Below are 14,524 nucleotides of genomic sequence, written 5' to 3'. Positions count from 1 at the left end.
ATGCTCTCGGAGAAAGACCTGTGAATATGACCGACGCCTTCCCCACGAGAACGAACGTTCCGCGCGGGCTCTTTGACTTTGAGCAGCTGCCTGAGACGGACCAGTCGTTCGAAAACGCCCTCGCCAAAGCCCGCGCTGGTGAGCGATTGGGCGTCGCCGACGGCGTCGAACTGCTGACCACGGGCACGGAAACAGACACCATCGACCTCCAACGGATGGAACTCGTCTTAGAAGCCGCAGACCACAGGCGGGCAGACGTGTGTGGCGAGGACGTGACCTTCGTCGCCAACCTCAACAACAACGTCACGACAGCGTGCAACGTCGGCTGTCTGTTCTGCAACTTCAAAGACCCGGCCGGGCAGTTCGAAGCCGACTACCAAGGCGAGATGGGCGGGTTCACGAAAACGCCCGCTGAATCGCGGGAAATCGTCCGTGACGCCCTCGAAATGGGCATCTACGAGGTGTGTTCGGTGTCGGGGCTGCACCCCGGCTTCGCGCTCAACGACGAACACCACGAGATTCTCGCAAGCGCCGAGGAGCCAGTCAACTACAAACCGCCGGAAGCCTACAACGTCTCTCCGGGCACCTACGTCGAACAGATGGCAGCGATGAGCGCAGACGGCGCACACCTCCACTCGATGACGCCGGAAGAGGCGTATCACGCCAGCCGCGGAACCGACTGGACCTACGAGAAAATCTACCGCGAGCTAAAAGACGCGGGCCTCGCAAGCGTCCCCGGAACGGCCGCAGAAATCCTCGTAGACGAAGTGCGTGAGGCAATCTGCCCCGGAAAAATCGACACGCAAGGCTGGCTCGACGCGATGGAAGCCGCCGCGAACGTCGGCCTCGACACCACGGCGACCATCATGTACGGCCACGTCGAAAACGAGATGCACCGGATTCTCCACCTCGAAAAAATCCGCGCCCTCCAAGAGAGAACCGGGAACATCACGGAGTTCGTCCCGCTCTCCTTTATCCATCAGAACACGCCGCTCAAAGAGAAGGGGATGGTCGATTCGGGCGCGAGTCGCGCAGAAGACCTGCTCATGATTGCCGTCTCTCGGCTCTACCTCGACAACATCGACAACATCCAGTCGTCGTGGGTCAAGTACGGCGACGAACACGGCCTCGCCATGTTGAACGCCGGGGCGAACGACTTCATGGGGACGATTCTCTCAGAAGAGATCACCAAGCGCGCGGGTGGTCAGTATGGCGAAGTCCGTACCTTCGACGAGTACGTGGACATGATTACGAGCATCGGGCGCGTCCCGGTCGAACGCTCGACCGATTACCGCCAAAAACGCCGCATCGACCCCGACGTGCGCCCCGCCGGACCGATGTTAGGGCCCAAGGCGGACGGCACGCCGATGTTCACAAAGAAGACGCCGACGGCTGATTGAGCACCCGCCGGTAGCGCTCACCCGCCGCGCTCTCCTCTCGAATCGCCTCCGTAATCTGTGCCGAGAGCCAATGATTCTCAGCCTCGTTTTCGGCAGGGAGGAAGCGCTCGTAAACGGGCAATCGCTCTCTGAGGGGCACACCCGCCTCTCCCGCAATGTCCTCCAGTTCGCGGAGTGCGGGCCACTTGTAATCCGGATTGATGTAGTCGTCCGTGACCGGCGAGACGCCGCCTAAATCGTCGATGCCACAGTCCAGCAACTCGCGGACGGGCGCGAGGTTCGGGGGGACTTGCACCGAAATCTCCTCGGGCAGGCAGACGCGGGCCATGGCTACCACACGGCGCATCGTATCGAGCGAGGGGCCATCCTGCCGCCAGCGTTCGTTCGGACTCACGTTCTGGACGATGACCTCTTGGATGTGCCCGTAGCGCTCGTGCATCGTGCGGATGGCGAGCAGGCTCTCGGCGCGGTCGCGCCACGTCTCACCGATGCCGACCAGAATGCCCGTCGTGAACGGGACGCCGAGTTCCCCGGCGGTTCGCAGGGTGGCGAGGCGCTGTCCTGGCGATTTCGCCCGCGGCCCGCCGTGGGCTTGCACTTCGGCGGTGGTTTCGAGCATGACACCCATGCTCGCGTTCACGTCGGCGACGAGTTCCATCTGTGCGGGCGTCTGGTCGCCCGGATTCGAGTGCGGAAGCAGGCCCTCGTCGAGGGCGATTTCGCAGGCGTCGCGTAGATAGCTGTGAATCGAGTCGTGGCCCCATTCGCCTAACTGGTCGTGAATCTCGGTGTAGCGGTCGTCCGGGTCGTCACCGAACGTAAACAGGGCTTCTGTACACCCGGCGTCCGCGCCGAGGCGACACTGCTCGCGTATCTGGTCGGGCGTCATGAGCGTCGCCTGTCCCGGCACGTCGTAGTAGGTGCAGTAGGTGCAGGTGTACCGGCAGGCGGTCGTGAGCGGGAGGAAGACGTTTTTCGCAAAGCTCAGCTCCGGGGCCGCATCGACGTCAGCCGGCGTCACGGCGAGCAGTCGCTCCACCGCACGGTCGTCGAACGCGATGTCGATGTCGTACTCGCTCGCCCCGGGAATCATCTGTCTTCGACTCTCGCGTCTGGCACAAAAAGGCTGTCACTCCCGGCAGACCGAAACGCGGCCTGAACCCGTGTCAATGCGCACACCCGCCTTGACGAGCCAGTCGTGGGCACGCCCAGAGCCGTGGAGCAACACCTCTGCGAGGTCTGCTACCTCGTCTATGTCCGCCGCGAGGCGAAAGGAGTCGAGGACGGTCAGGTCGGCTTCAATCTCTTGAATAATTTGGCGGTGGTCACGAAACGACGCGCCGTGGTAGTCGACGAAAAAGTCGGGATGGCGCGAGACGAGCGCGTTCGTCCCACCGCCGAGTCCGGGCGCGATGACCACGTCGCCCGGTGCGTCGAACAACCGCAAGAGGGCGTCGGGTGTCGCGAGCGCGAGGTCTGCCATCACCACGGCTGTGTTCGGTTCGAGGTGGGCGTTCACCGCCGCTGAGAGCGAGCGGTCATCTACGATGACGGGCACGTCACAGTCGAGCGGTTCGGGCGCGAGCACGGTTGGCTCACCACCGGCGTCTTCGATGGCAGCAAGCACGTCATCGCGCATCGCGCGCGAGAAGGCGCGGCGCTCGGTGGCTGAAAGAAGTGGAGAAAGGCGCGTTTTGGGTTCTGCTTCCGCGTAGGGCACGAGGACGCGCATTTCCTCTAGGTGTGCCCCCGGCGTACAAGCGATTATCGGAGTTTGTCGTAGGTGTCCTGCTGGGAGCGCCAGTAGAAGACGCCACCCACCACGGCGAGCAGGGCAACCGCGCCGATGCCACCGTAGAGGAGCAGTTCGTTGCGCTCATTCGACTGCTTCGTTGACGAAGCGGACTCCTCTGCGTCCGCGGCGATGTCCGCCGCGTTTTCGAAGTTGCCGTTGTTGTACGAGGATATGGCACGCGTGACTTGTTTCTCTGCGTCTTCGTCACCGCCTGCCTGCTCAATGGCGCTCTCTGCGTTCGCGATTGCCTGTCGAGCCTCCGTGCTGTCTTTCGTGTAGTGGTGGACGTCCCAGCTCTCCAGTTCCTCCGTGTTGTCGCCTTGCTGGCGTGAGAGGCTTGCGAGTTGGAACGTCTCTTTCGGGCTGTAGGTGAAGTTCTCGACGGCTGGAACCGTGCCCGTCACCGTGACTTCGACGCGCGTAACGTCGTCGTCTGCGGCGACGTCAGCCGTGAACGCAGATCCGCCGAAGGACTTCTTTTCGAGTTGGCTGTCGTCTAAGCCGAACTTTTTGACTGTCCACGAGACGTTTTCTAGCTCCGTCTCGCCCGCGAGCGTCCACTCGTTGCTCGAATCTTTGTAGAGTTCCGTGAGCGTGAACGTGGCGGTGACTTCGGAGCCGACTTCGGCTTCCTGTGGCACGCCGTTTTCTGCGACGGACACGGCGGCCGCTGGAGCCGCCACGAGCGAAACTGCGAGCGATACGACGAGGAGGAGTTTAAAAGAGTGGCTCAAGTTCATCAGAGTCATCTTCGACGAGGGATTGGAGGTTTGCTTCAGACTGTCGGCGGATATCTTCGATATTGTCCTGTGCTTCGATGGCAATCTGCTGGAGCTCTTTGATGCGTGGGACGTTCGTCACGCCAGAGAGGAGAATCACGCCTGCGACGTAGCGCGACTCAGAGACAGGGTAGTCGCCACCACGGACTTCCATGCTGCCGGTCTGCTCTTCGAGCCATTTCCGCCCGCGCTCTATCCCTTTCCGGTTCAGGTGTTGCGGTGGGCCGCTCATGACGAGCAGTGCGCGTTCGGTGCCCTCGATTTCACACGGAAGCGTGAGCCGGCCGAGGGCAGCCTTGCGGACAAGGCTCGTGATGCGGTTGGTGGTGTGGGCGGTGTCTACCTGTTCGTTGTTGCCGCCTTTGAACCGCGAGAGCAAGCCACCGGATGATTTCTTTTCGACTTCTTCTGCCGCATAGCCCACGGTGGAGACGCCACCGCCAGCGAGCGTGTTGATGATTTCACTGGAGTCAACGACGCTCTCTGCAACTTCGCCGCCGGCTTCGACTTCGCCCGCGCCAAAGAGAATTCCAAAGCGGCGGACGATTTCGTCGTTAATCTCGCTGTACCCGCTCTCGACGGACTCGCCGGTCTTGCGCCACGAGTCGTTGTCGAATACGAGGAGGTTGTCCACCTCGCGGACGAACGTCTGGAACGAGCGAGCGGCGTTCAGCGTGTAGATGCCACCCTCGTCTGCGCCCGGCAGGATGCCGAGGCCGTAGACGGGTTCGGTGTAGATGCGCTTTAGGTGCTTTGCGAGCACTGGTGCGCCACCACTGCCGGTACCGCCACCCATACCCGCGATGATGAGGAAGGCGTCTACCTCGTGGACGGGGATGTTGTCGATGGCACCTTGGATTTCGTCGATGTCCTCTTCTGCGACTTCTGCGCCGAGTTCGTTGTCGGCCCCGACGCCGTGGCCTTTGACGCGGGCTTGGCCGATGAGGACGCGCTGTTCTTGTGGAATGTTCTTGAGTCCGAGCAGGTCGGCTTTCGCCGTGTTCACAGCGACAGCGGCGCGGACGATGCCGCTCCCCGTTCGCTGGTCGTATTCCAGGAATTTGTCTACAATCTTACCTCCTGCCTGTCCGAACCCTATCATCGCGAGTTTCATAATTTGCCCATTCGTTGCAGAGAATACAGTGGCAACAATAATATAAAGTTTGTGATGCGGAAAGTACTTGTAAAAAGAATTTCATACCCAAAATGGGCCTCTGTCTGTCGATTTAGGAGTGAATTAATGCAGTCAGAATAATCCTACACTCTACTGGACACCTCTCGATTTATTGGTTTTCACTCAGATACGTTTCGAGCGTTGTTAATTCACGCTCGCTCACACCAAATGCGCTAATATCATTTTGCGAGGTTGTGTTATCGAATCGCAGGGAGCGGGCCTGATCCGGCCCAAATGGGACGAATGGGAGCGGACCTGCCATCGTCATCCCGAGCGTCGCAAGCGCCATCGGCACCGGGACAACGGCCACCGATTTGCCCTTCGCCCGGTAGATGAGTCGGGTAACATCTCCGAGCGTTAACACTTCTGGGCCGCCAATCTCGTAGATTTGTCCGACGTGCGCGTCATCCTCGACGGCGTCCGCGAGCATCGGCGTGAAATCGTCGATCCAGATGGGCTGGAATTTCGCTGAGTTGGCTCCCGGGAGGGCCGTGACGACCGGCGTCGTGAGCGATTTCGTAAACGAGATGAACTCACCGCCGTCACCGAAGATGACCGACGGCCGGAAGATGACCCAATCGAGCCCGGAGTCTTTGACGACCTGTTCTGCGCTGCCTTTCGCGCGGATGTACGCTGTCGGCCCGTTCGGGTCTGCGCCGAGCGCGCTCTGTTGGACGAGTTTTGGCACACCGTGGGCCTTCGCGGCCTTCACCACGTTCTCGGTGCCACCGAGATGGACTCGCTCGTGACTGGTCCCGCCTTTCGGCTTGAACAGCGGCGAGAGTGCGACGAGGTTGACAACCACGTCTTGGCCCTCGAACGCGCCTTCGATGGAAGCGTAGTCGGTGACGTCACCGACCGCCGTGGTGACGCCGTCGGGGAGGCCAGTATCGTCCGGCGATCGGGCGAGGGCGGTGACGTCGTGGCCGCGGGCAGCGAGTTCGGCACACAGGTGCGTTCCGACGAAGCCAGTCCCACCAGTGACGAGAACGTTCATACTCGTTGATAGGCGCGAGACAGTGAAAAGGGTGGTCCCTAACTGAGCGTGCTCCTCGGGACGCCATTCGAGAACCCTTTTCTCGCGGGCGGGCAATTGCCGCATATGCTCATCACGCTCGAAGGATTAGACGGCAGCGGGAAAACCACCGTCTGGGAGGCGCTTCACGACGCCGTCCCGGAGGCCGTCTTCACGCGCGAACCCACTGACTCGTGGTACGGCGACGCCGTCTACAAATCGATTCACGACGACGACGCAGACCCCGTCGCAGAACTCTTTCTCTACACCGCAGACCACGCAGACCACCTCTCGCGGGTGATTCGCCCCGCGCTCGAAAACGGCGACATCGTCATCTCTGATCGCTACTGCGACTCTCGCTATGCCTATCAGGGGGCGACGCTCGACGGCATCATCAAGCGTCCCGTCGAGTACATCCGCGGGGTACACCTGCCCTTTACCCGCGAGCCGGATGCGACCATCTACCTCGACGTTGACCCCGAAACGGGCGCGGAGCGAAGCGGGGCGACCAACAAGTTCGAGCAGGCGGCGTATCTCTCCAAAGTCCAGCAAAACTACGAGCGACTCATCGACGTGTCGCCGGGACGATTCTACCGCGTTGATGCCTCAAAACCGCCAGAAGACGTGCTCGACGAAGTCGAATCGATTGTCGACGACCTTCTCGCCTAACGCGCGGTATCGGGCAGTTCGACCTCGTCGGGTGCGGGCATCCAGAAGAAATCAAAGGCTACGCCGAGTGCGAACGGGAGAGCCACGGCCACGGCCATCACGGCACCGACGCTTCCGAGGTTGGGGCCAAGGCGAGCCACGCCACTCAAGACGAGCGTGATGACGACCAGCACGATGGGTATAAGGATGAGCGAATAGAGCACCGTCCCCCACGTCGTTGAGAGGCGCACGCGGAAAAACCGCGTCATGAGCGCGGCGACGAGTGCGTTGACGCCAATGATGACGAGCAGTCCAATGAGCCCCACAGTCGAGACCATAGCCGGGCTAGGCACTCAGGAGGCTTTGGCGTATCGGAACAGGGTCGCAAAACAGGTCGGCAGCTATTCGAGTGAGATGTACGTCTTCGTATCCGAGACGCCCTCCATCGCGCGCAGTCCGGACGAAACGGTGTGCATGACTTCGTACACCTCGGTGGCGTCCACCTCTGCGATGATGTCGTAATTCCCCGCGACGATGTGGGCCTCCGAGACGTGTTCCATGTCGAGGATATCTTCGAGCAGTTTCTCAGACTTCCCCGCGGCCGTTTTCATCATGATGAACGCGTGGACCATAACCGACGTGTGATACCACGGGTCAGGGTAAAAAGGTTTGTTCGAGCACAGACTGTGTTGTGAGTAACATTATTCACCCACCTCGGCGTATGGGTGCGTATGCGCTTCGTTATCATTGGTGCTGGTCGTGTTGGTCTCCGGACGGCGCGTGTGTTGCGAGAGGAAGGACACGAAGTCTCGCTCATCGAAGAAAACGAAACGGCCGTGGAGCGCGCCCGCGGGATGGGCTTTGAGGTCATTCAGGGAGACGGTTCGGTCGAGGAAAACCTCGAGGCCGCGGGTATCGAAGACGCCGACGCCCTCGGCGCGCTGTCTGGCGATTTAAACGTCAACTTCATCGCCTGCATGATTGGGAAACACCACGGCTGTCGAACCATCATGCGTATCGACGAGGACTACCGCGAAGACATCTACCGCAAGTACGCAGACGAGGTGGATGAAATCGTTTACCCCGAACGCCTCGGTGCAATCGGGGCGAAAAACGCTCTCGTCGGCGGGAACATCCGCGCCATCGCGGACATCGCCCAGAACTTGCAGGTGGTCGAGCTGACGATTACGGACGCCTCGCCGATGCTCGGCTACTCGATTAGCGAGCTTGAACTGCCGTCTCACGCCCGCCTCATCGCCTTCGGCAAAGAAGAAGGCCGCCTGCGACTGCCACTGCCCGACGACTCACTCGAACTGCACGACCGCCTCGTCGTTCTCACCGACTTCGATGTGTTAGAGGACGTGCGACGCATCATCGTGGGCGACGCCGCCCCGGCAACCCCTGGAGGAAACTAAAATGGTACGAGCATACGTGATGGTCAAAGCGACCACTGGCGAAGCAGACCGACTCAAGCAATCAATCGAAGCCATAGAGGGCGTCACAAGCGCCTCAATCGTCGCGGGTGACGTAGACCTCATCGCCAAAGTCGATGTCGAGACACCGGCACAGGTAAAAGACGTTGCCGCGACCCAAATTCAAGCCATTCGTGGCGTCGAAGACACCCAGACGTACATCGCGATGGACTAAGCTGTTTTAGCGCGGTGACCCGCCGCTCGACTGGTGGGCCCGCGACACCATCTCTGCAACCGGTGAGCGGTAGGTGTAGCCCGGAATGATGCCTTCCATGTACGTTCCTTCGACGTAGTCGATGAGCGCGTGGGCGAGTTCGGGGGCCGTGCCGGCGTTGCCGAACTCGAAGACAAAGGTCACGACGGCGTCCCCGTTGCGGGGGCGTACATCGAACTCGGAAAGCTCGATGTCTTGGACGACGGCACCGGGCGCGTCTTCGAGGCGCAATTCGAAAGTTTCGAACCAGCCCGCTTCGACGACTTCGTGCACGTCATCCTCAGTCACCGCAGACAGCATCGGCGCGCGGACGGTGACGCGATAGGCGAGCGCCCAGTCGTCGGTCTCTTCGACGGTAACGTGGGCCGGAAATTCGCTCGCCGTCGAGACGAACTGTCCGTCTTCCGCCGTGAAATCGTCGTGGGCGTCGAACGCGCGCACGGCGCGCTCTGAAACGTCGTCAGTCATGGACCACTTTAGGAAACAGAGCGAGAAAAGGGCGTTGTGTCAGTTAGCTGCTCGCGTCGGTTTCGACTTTCACCCAGTAGATGTCGAGTTCTTCGAGTTCGTAGGTGGTCGGATCGATTTCGGTGTCGCGCTCTGCGAAGGTGATGTCCGCGCCCTCAGTCGTGTCGTAGGTCGTCCCTTCGACGGTGAGCATGTGGTCGCTGCCGCTATTCTCATAAGAGATGTCCGGGATGTAGTTGAGCGCCTCCGCGAGCGTGATGTAGGACTTCTCGTTGTGCCACTCGTACTGCTTGCCATCTTCGTGGAAGTGGAACTCAAGCGGGCCGCCAAAGAACTTCTCCCGTGAGAAGTCAACTCGTTCGCCATCGATTTCGAGATACAGTGTCCCGTGTTGGTGTATCTCCTCTTCACCCTCGGCGGGCGTCTCGTGCTCATCGGGGTTGTCGCTGTCATTTTCGTGTTCGTCTTCGGTCGTCGCCTCAGTGGTCGTTTCTGCGTCCGTCGTCTCTTGGCTCGTGGTGGTCGCCGCGCTCGTTGTTTCTGTGGCCTCTTCGGTGGTGGTCGTTTCGTCACCTTCTGATTCGCCACCTTGCGACGAACAGCCAGCGAGTCCGACTGCCAGTGCGCTGCCTGCAAGCTGTACGAATCGACGGCGACTCTTGTGTGTCATTGCCCTCCCTTGTGGGTGTGGCCACTTCCTTATCCGGTGGCTAAACGCCGTGGGGTGTGTTTGCCGATACCATCCGATAAACCGTGTTCCCACTCGACTGTCCCTATGAAACTCGATAAAAAAGCCGAGATTACAGCTCTTCGACGCGCTCTGCGTACCAGCCGTTTGGTCGAATCTGAATCTCTCCGTCGCTGTAAATCGCCACTTCGTGGCCTTCGATGGTGAGATAGAGCGGCCCGGCCTTGTAGTGGTCGCGGTCAGGACGCAACTTGAACAGCCGATTGAGCGCGTCTGGGTCGACGTACTCTGCGAAGCGAGGGATGACTTCGTGGAGCTCTTTGCCGGTGACCTCGGACATCGCCTTCGTAATCGTAAACGTGAGTCCGTCTTCCTCCATATCGTGGTAAGCGTAGTAGATACCGTCCTCTAGACCGAGGGAAACAGATTCTGGGGTAGCATCGAGCGGTTTTGACATCCTCTCACCGAAACTAATCATGACATATTCCTCCACCCTCAAAAATGTATTCAATTCGAACACATGTGCTATTGAATATTGACAACACCGAATCAACCCTGAAACGAGACTCTCAATATTCTAAATAGGTTGTGTTTACTTGGCTACGCTCCCTTTCCCAAACCAAGACTGGAAATCCGCATTTCGCCCTTCTATTGCCTTCTCCCGCACCCTCATCTCGTAGAATCTGTTCAGCTAACTATGTCTAGTTAATTAAATCACACAACGCCACCACCTTATTTTCATTACATTCACGTCCATCGACTATTTTATTCTTATGACATATATTGGAAATCAACTCGTCTCTAAAACATCAAATTTTCACTATTTTCGCCGTTTTCTACAGGTCGGCTTCGCGTCGAAACTCGCTTCACTTCGCTCTCGCACCCTCTCTTGGACGTGTCCGACTTCCGATTTCCCGCCCGATTTGTGTCGGATGGCCGTAAGGTACTTCTACCGTGAGTGGGCCATCCATGCCGAGAAACTGCGAGGGAGGGGACTGAGCAAACGCAACGCGTTTGCGAAGGTCGATGCGGCTCTGCCGCATCGTAATTTGAAGCCACTCGCTCGCTCCGTTCGCTCGCTCGTTCAAATCCTCCAATCTGATTTTCGTCGCTCACCGGTTGGTTCGCGACAGAAAATGCGAGGGAGGGGATTTGAACTTCGGTCGTAAATCAAAGATTTACTCCCTATTCAAACCCCTACGGTACGATTGCTGCTGCTCACGACGATGTTCGCAGCAAGAAATGCGAGGGAGGGGATTTGAACCCCCGAACTCCTTCGAGAGCGGATCTTAAGTCCGCCGCCTTTGGCCTAGCTCAGCCACCCTCGCGCGTCTACACCCTATCTGTTGGCCAGGGTGAAAAGTGGGTTTCGGTCTGCGTCTACCAATCGACGGACAACGTTCCGTCTCCGTTGGGGTCGGGTGCGATCTCTTTGTTCGTCCGGCGGTCAACGATGTGGATGACGCCGCGGTCTTTCTTTGCGGGACACACCTCTGCCGCCTTGAGGTTGTGGTCTAACTCCTCTTCTGCGATGAAGTAGGAGACGGGCTTTGCGAGTGCGGTGACGATGTCCATGTCCCAGTTCGCAGAAACCTCGGCACACTTGCCCGCGCCGATGCACTTGTTGGCCTCGAAGATGATTTTATACGGCTTCTCTGCAATCGGCGGCGCATCGGCCTCCCCGATTGTACTCGGGTCTATCGGTCCGTCGTCGCTCATTGTAGGCAGAAAGTGGTCGGTGAATTTGCGTCTATCGGTAGACCTGCACCTGCTCTAAGACAACGTCCTCTTTTGGCTTGTCGCGCGGGCCGGTTTCGACGTTGCCGATTTCGCGGACGACGTCCATGCCGTCGGTGACCTTGCCGAACACGGCGTGGCGGTTGTCGAGGTGCGGTTGTGGGGCGAGCGTGATGAAGAACTGTGAGCCGTTCGTATTCGGGCCGCGGTTCGCCATCGAGAGCACGCCTTCTGCGTCGTGTTTGAGCTCGTCGTCGAACTCATCGTCGAACGTATAGCCGGGGCCGCCCGTGCCGTCGCCCTTTGGGTCACCGGTCTGAATCATGAAGTTGTCAATGATTCGGTGGAACAGGATGTCGTTGTAGAGTGGCTCGTCCATCTCTTCGCCCGTCTCGGGGTGGGTCCACGTTTTCGAGCCGGTGGCGAGGCCGATGAAGTTGTCAACCGTGTTCGGGACGCGGTCTTTGAACAGTTCGACTTCGATGGTGCCGTGGTTCGTCTGAATCTTGGCTGTTGGGTTGTCGCTCATGCACCCATCCTAGCAAGCGCGCGGGAAAACGGTGCCGGTGTTAGAACGCCTTGAGTTCTTCTAAGACGGCGAGCGCGCTGCCGTCGTCGAGCACTTCGCGAGCCAGATCGAGGCCGTCGTCAAGCGTTTCGACGTCGCCGCGCGCGAAGATGCGGAACGCGCCGTTCAGCGCAATCGCATCCGCGAACTGGTCGTCGCGTTCGCCCGCAAGCACCTCGCGGGTGATGGTCGCAGAGTCCGCATCGACGTTCTCGACTTCCAAGTCCTCGCTCACGAAGTCCATCCCGTAGTTCGCCGTCTCGATTTCGAAATCGGAGAAGTCGCCTTCGTCCCAGACGGCGACTTTCGTCGAACCGGGCCGGATGTCGTCGTAGCCTTCCATCCCTTGGAACATGACGACTCGCGAGAGGGATTGCGTCTCACACTCTTGGAAGGTGTCGATGATGCGCTTTGCGAACGCGAGATGGTAGAAACTCCCGAGGTGGACGTCTGCATTCGCGGGGTTTGCGAGCGTCTCGATAGTGTTCACGAACGTGCGCACGCCCATCATGTCGCGGCGCTCCCAGAGGCTCTGAATACCGGGGTTGAAGTTCGGCTGGTAGTAGAACCCGAAACCGGTGTCGTCCACCATGTCGGCGCTTTCCTGTGGCGAGAGGTCCGTTCGCACGCCCAACTCATCGAGAACGTGCTTGTAGGGCGTCGCCTTCTGCGTTGGGACACGGTCGCCGCTGTGGACGACGACGGGCGTTCCTGCCGCGGCGGCAACGAGTCCCGCGCCCACGCCGAGCAGCGCAGTCGAGTGCTTGCCGTCGTAGTTCGCTCCACAATCGACGGGGTCACACGTCGGTTCTGCGACCTCGACCGACTCTTCGACCATCACGTCGGTGAACGCGGCGAGTTCCGCTGGCGTATTGCGCTTCCAGCGGTTTGCGAGCCAGAACGCACCGAGCGTCGTGTGGTCTGGTTCATGGGCGAGAATCCGCGCGAAGGCCTCGCGCGCCTGCTCGCGGGTCATGTCGTCTGCGGACTTGTGCCCCGAGCCGACGACCTCCGTCATGAGGCGCTTGAGTGGCCAGTCGCCGAACTCCTGGGTCGTGTTCGTCATAGTCGCGGGTTGGGAATCCGCGAGCAAAAGCGTCCCGCTTGCGGTGGGGAAACGCCCTTTGTTCTACCCCACGAAGTTCTCGCATGGTTGGCCTCCACCCGCTGGTTGCCGACACGTCGGACTTTGAGGCAGCGATTGCGCTCTACTGTCACATTTTCTCGAACGATGAAACTGCGGTGCGCGACCGTTTCGAGCGGCATACGACCTATCCGGGCTACCGCGGATTTCTCGCTGTCGACGGAGACGAGGTCATCGGCTACGTCTATGGCTACACCTCAAAGCCGGGCCAGTACTACCACGAGGCGCTTCGGGCAGCGATGCCGAAAGACGTGTCTGAGACGTGGCTCACCGACTGTTTCGAATTCGTCGAACTCGGTGTTTCGCGACCGGCCAGACGACAGGGGATTGGCCGACTCCTCCACGACACGCTGCTTCGTGACCTCCCGCACGAGACGAGCGTCCTCACGACGCACGTCGGCAACGTCGCCGCCCGGCGGATGTATGAGAACCTCGGCTGGGAGGTCATCCACCGCCCGTTCGTCTTAGACGGCGGCAACGAGATGGTCGTGATGGGTAAACGACTTCGAGATTAATTGTGCGGCAGTATTTCGGGTAGGCCAGCCTGTTCTACACTCCACTCCCAGAGCCGTCGCTGGGTCTCCCTGTCGTAGGTGCTAGGCGCACTCTCTACTGCCTTCTTACGGTCGAAATACTTCCCTGTCACCGCGTCCACCTCGGGTGAGACAGCGAGATAGATGCTCGGTTGCGCTCCGCCGCGCTCCGAGGTGGTCACACCCGGAATCAATCGCAGCGCGTTGAATCCAAGTCGCGCGAACAACGAGGAGTTGCGCGTCAGTCCCGTCTGGGGAATGACGCCCGGATGCACCGCGTTCGCGGTGACGCCCGTCCCAGAAAGCCGCCGGGCGAGTTCGTAGGTGAACAGCACGTTCGCCAATTTTGATTGCCGGTAGGCCTTCATCCCCGAGTACGACCGCGAAAGTGAGAGGTCGGAAAAATCGAGGGTGGCATTGCGGTGAACGTCAGAGGAGACGACGACGATGCGCCCTTCACGTTCAACGAGTAAATCCACGAGTTCGTAGGTGAGCACCATCGGTGCGAGGTGGTTGACGGCGAGGGTTTTCTCGACACCAGCCTCCGTGAGCGTTCGTTTCCCCTCGAACGTCCCGGCGTTGTGAACGAGCACGTCGAGTCGGTCTGCGTGGTCTCGGAACTCGTTGGCGAGGCGTCGAACTTCGGTAACGGAGGAGAAATCCGCCCGCAGAAATCGGGCACTGCCGTCGGCTTCGCGTTCTATCGTCGCAACGACTTTTTCGCCGCGCGCTCGATTCCGGCCGGTGATGACCACGGACGACCCCACCTCTGCGAGGCCACGAGCCGTCTTTCGACCGATGCCGCTCGTGCCGCCAGTGACCATGATTGTCTGGCTAGAGCGGTCGGGACGGTTCATACCAGACACTTGGGCTTCACCCAGTTAACGTC

Annotated in this window: 19 protein-coding genes and 1 tRNA gene; 5 read left to right on the top strand and 15 right to left on the bottom strand. The window is 59.8% G+C overall.

Features of this window, described 5'->3' with window-relative positions; translation table 11 throughout:
* Window positions 1-26 precede the first annotated feature (26 nt).
* On the top strand, window positions 27-1,400 hold the full coding sequence (gene cofH / locus V5N13_RS06420; protein ID WP_336360081.1) for a 7,8-didemethyl-8-hydroxy-5-deazariboflavin synthase subunit CofH: 1,374 nt from the start codon (window positions 27-29) through the stop codon (window positions 1,398-1,400).
* On the opposite strand, the gene cofG is transcribed toward cofH, so the two are convergent.
* The 5 genes from cofG to V5N13_RS06395 all read right to left on the bottom strand — a co-directional run bounded on the left by cofG (window position 1,372) and on the right by V5N13_RS06395 (window position 6,145).
* Window positions 1,372-2,493 carry a 7,8-didemethyl-8-hydroxy-5-deazariboflavin synthase subunit CofG gene (gene cofG, locus V5N13_RS06415; protein ID WP_336360080.1) on the bottom strand — a complete coding sequence of 374 codons (1,122 nt, stop codon included), beginning with the start codon at window positions 2,491-2,493 and terminating at the stop codon, window positions 1,372-1,374. The two genes, cofH and cofG, sit on opposite strands and share 29 nt — an antisense overlap.
* A 36-nt stretch (window positions 2,494-2,529) precedes the next feature.
* On the bottom strand, window positions 2,530-3,132 hold the full coding sequence (gene cofC, locus V5N13_RS06410; protein WP_336360079.1) for a 2-phospho-L-lactate guanylyltransferase: 603 nt from the start codon (window positions 3,130-3,132) through the stop codon (window positions 2,530-2,532).
* Between the two features lie 32 nt (window positions 3,133-3,164).
* The gene (locus V5N13_RS06405) at window positions 3,165-3,944 is read right to left on the bottom strand and encodes a hypothetical protein (RefSeq protein WP_336360078.1); all 780 of its coding nucleotides are present in this window, start codon (window positions 3,942-3,944) and stop codon (window positions 3,165-3,167) included.
* A complete protein-coding gene (locus V5N13_RS06400; protein WP_332900027.1) occupies window positions 3,913-5,088 on the bottom strand; it encodes a tubulin/FtsZ family protein in 1,176 nt (391 codons plus the stop codon). The genes V5N13_RS06405 and V5N13_RS06400 overlap by 32 nt, the downstream gene beginning before the upstream one ends.
* 169 nt (window positions 5,089-5,257) lie before the next feature.
* Complete coding sequence (locus tag V5N13_RS06395) at window positions 5,258-6,145, bottom strand: complex I NDUFA9 subunit family protein (RefSeq protein ID WP_336360077.1); 888 nt, start codon at window positions 6,143-6,145, stop codon at window positions 5,258-5,260.
* Between the two features lie 105 nt (window positions 6,146-6,250).
* Here V5N13_RS06395 and tmk point away from each other — a divergent pair, with 105 nt between their 5' ends.
* The gene (gene tmk, locus V5N13_RS06390; protein ID WP_332900025.1) at window positions 6,251-6,832 is read left to right on the top strand and encodes a dTMP kinase; all 582 of its coding nucleotides are present in this window, start codon (window positions 6,251-6,253) and stop codon (window positions 6,830-6,832) included.
* Here tmk and V5N13_RS06385 read toward each other — a convergent pair.
* Together V5N13_RS06385 and V5N13_RS06380 are read right to left on the bottom strand one after the other, a co-directional pair.
* Window positions 6,829-7,149, bottom strand: coding sequence for a hypothetical protein (locus V5N13_RS06385; protein ID WP_332900024.1), 321 nt, complete (start codon window positions 7,147-7,149; stop codon window positions 6,829-6,831). The two genes, tmk and V5N13_RS06385, sit on opposite strands and share 4 nt — an antisense overlap.
* A gap of 63 nt (window positions 7,150-7,212) precedes the next feature.
* A complete protein-coding gene (locus V5N13_RS06380; RefSeq protein ID WP_332900023.1) occupies window positions 7,213-7,443 on the bottom strand; it encodes an Lrp/AsnC family transcriptional regulator in 231 nt (76 codons plus the stop codon).
* 99 nt (window positions 7,444-7,542) lie between these two features.
* Here V5N13_RS06380 and V5N13_RS06375 point away from each other — a divergent pair, with 99 nt between their 5' ends.
* Window positions 7,543-8,226 carry a potassium channel family protein gene (locus tag V5N13_RS06375; protein ID WP_332900022.1) on the top strand — a complete coding sequence of 228 codons (684 nt, stop codon included), beginning with the start codon at window positions 7,543-7,545 and terminating at the stop codon, window positions 8,224-8,226.
* Window position 8,227: 1 nt separating this feature from the next.
* On the top strand, window positions 8,228-8,458 hold the full coding sequence (locus V5N13_RS06370; RefSeq protein WP_332900021.1) for an Lrp/AsnC family transcriptional regulator: 231 nt from the start codon (window positions 8,228-8,230) through the stop codon (window positions 8,456-8,458).
* Between the two features lie 6 nt (window positions 8,459-8,464).
* Here V5N13_RS06370 and V5N13_RS06365 read toward each other — a convergent pair whose 3' ends face one another.
* The 7 genes from V5N13_RS06365 to V5N13_RS06335 all read right to left on the bottom strand — a co-directional run bounded on the left by V5N13_RS06365 (window position 8,465) and on the right by V5N13_RS06335 (window position 13,024).
* The gene (locus V5N13_RS06365; protein ID WP_332900020.1) at window positions 8,465-8,965 is read right to left on the bottom strand and encodes a DUF5813 family protein; all 501 of its coding nucleotides are present in this window, start codon (window positions 8,963-8,965) and stop codon (window positions 8,465-8,467) included.
* 43 nt (window positions 8,966-9,008) lie between these two features.
* Window positions 9,009-9,635, bottom strand: a complete 627-nt coding sequence (locus V5N13_RS06360; RefSeq protein ID WP_336360076.1) for a hypothetical protein — start codon at window positions 9,633-9,635, stop codon at window positions 9,009-9,011.
* Window positions 9,636-9,765: 130 nt separating this feature from the next.
* A complete protein-coding gene (locus V5N13_RS06355) occupies window positions 9,766-10,110 on the bottom strand; it encodes a HalOD1 output domain-containing protein (protein ID WP_336360075.1) in 345 nt (114 codons plus the stop codon).
* A gap of 786 nt (window positions 10,111-10,896) precedes the next feature.
* Window positions 10,897-10,981 (bottom strand) — tRNA-Leu (locus V5N13_RS06350).
* A 52-nt stretch (window positions 10,982-11,033) separates the two neighbouring features.
* Window positions 11,034-11,372: a ferredoxin gene (locus tag V5N13_RS06345; protein WP_336360074.1), complete on the bottom strand. Its 339-nt coding sequence runs from the start codon at window positions 11,370-11,372 to the stop codon at window positions 11,034-11,036.
* 31 nt (window positions 11,373-11,403) lie between these two features.
* Window positions 11,404-11,919 carry a peptidylprolyl isomerase gene (locus tag V5N13_RS06340; RefSeq protein WP_336360073.1) on the bottom strand — a complete coding sequence of 172 codons (516 nt, stop codon included), beginning with the start codon at window positions 11,917-11,919 and terminating at the stop codon, window positions 11,404-11,406.
* A gap of 40 nt (window positions 11,920-11,959) precedes the next feature.
* Window positions 11,960-13,024: an anthranilate phosphoribosyltransferase gene (locus tag V5N13_RS06335; protein WP_336360072.1), complete on the bottom strand. Its 1,065-nt coding sequence runs from the start codon at window positions 13,022-13,024 to the stop codon at window positions 11,960-11,962.
* Between the two features lie 83 nt (window positions 13,025-13,107).
* On the opposite strand from V5N13_RS06335, the gene V5N13_RS06330 reads away from it, so the two are divergent.
* Window positions 13,108-13,617 carry a GNAT family N-acetyltransferase gene (locus tag V5N13_RS06330; RefSeq protein WP_336360071.1) on the top strand — a complete coding sequence of 170 codons (510 nt, stop codon included), beginning with the start codon at window positions 13,108-13,110 and terminating at the stop codon, window positions 13,615-13,617.
* Here the strand turns inward: V5N13_RS06330 and V5N13_RS06325 are convergent.
* On the bottom strand, window positions 13,614-14,492 hold the full coding sequence (locus V5N13_RS06325) for an SDR family oxidoreductase (protein ID WP_336360070.1): 879 nt from the start codon (window positions 14,490-14,492) through the stop codon (window positions 13,614-13,616). The genes V5N13_RS06330 and V5N13_RS06325 overlap by 4 nt on opposite strands.
* Window positions 14,493-14,524 lie beyond the last annotated feature (32 nt).

This window comes from Haladaptatus sp. ZSTT2 (assembly GCF_037081775.1).
Classification (GTDB): Archaea; Halobacteriota; Halobacteria; order Halobacteriales; family Halococcaceae; genus QDMS2.
The sequence above is the reverse complement of the archived record's forward strand: the minus strand, read 5'-3'. Positions and strand labels throughout refer to the sequence as shown.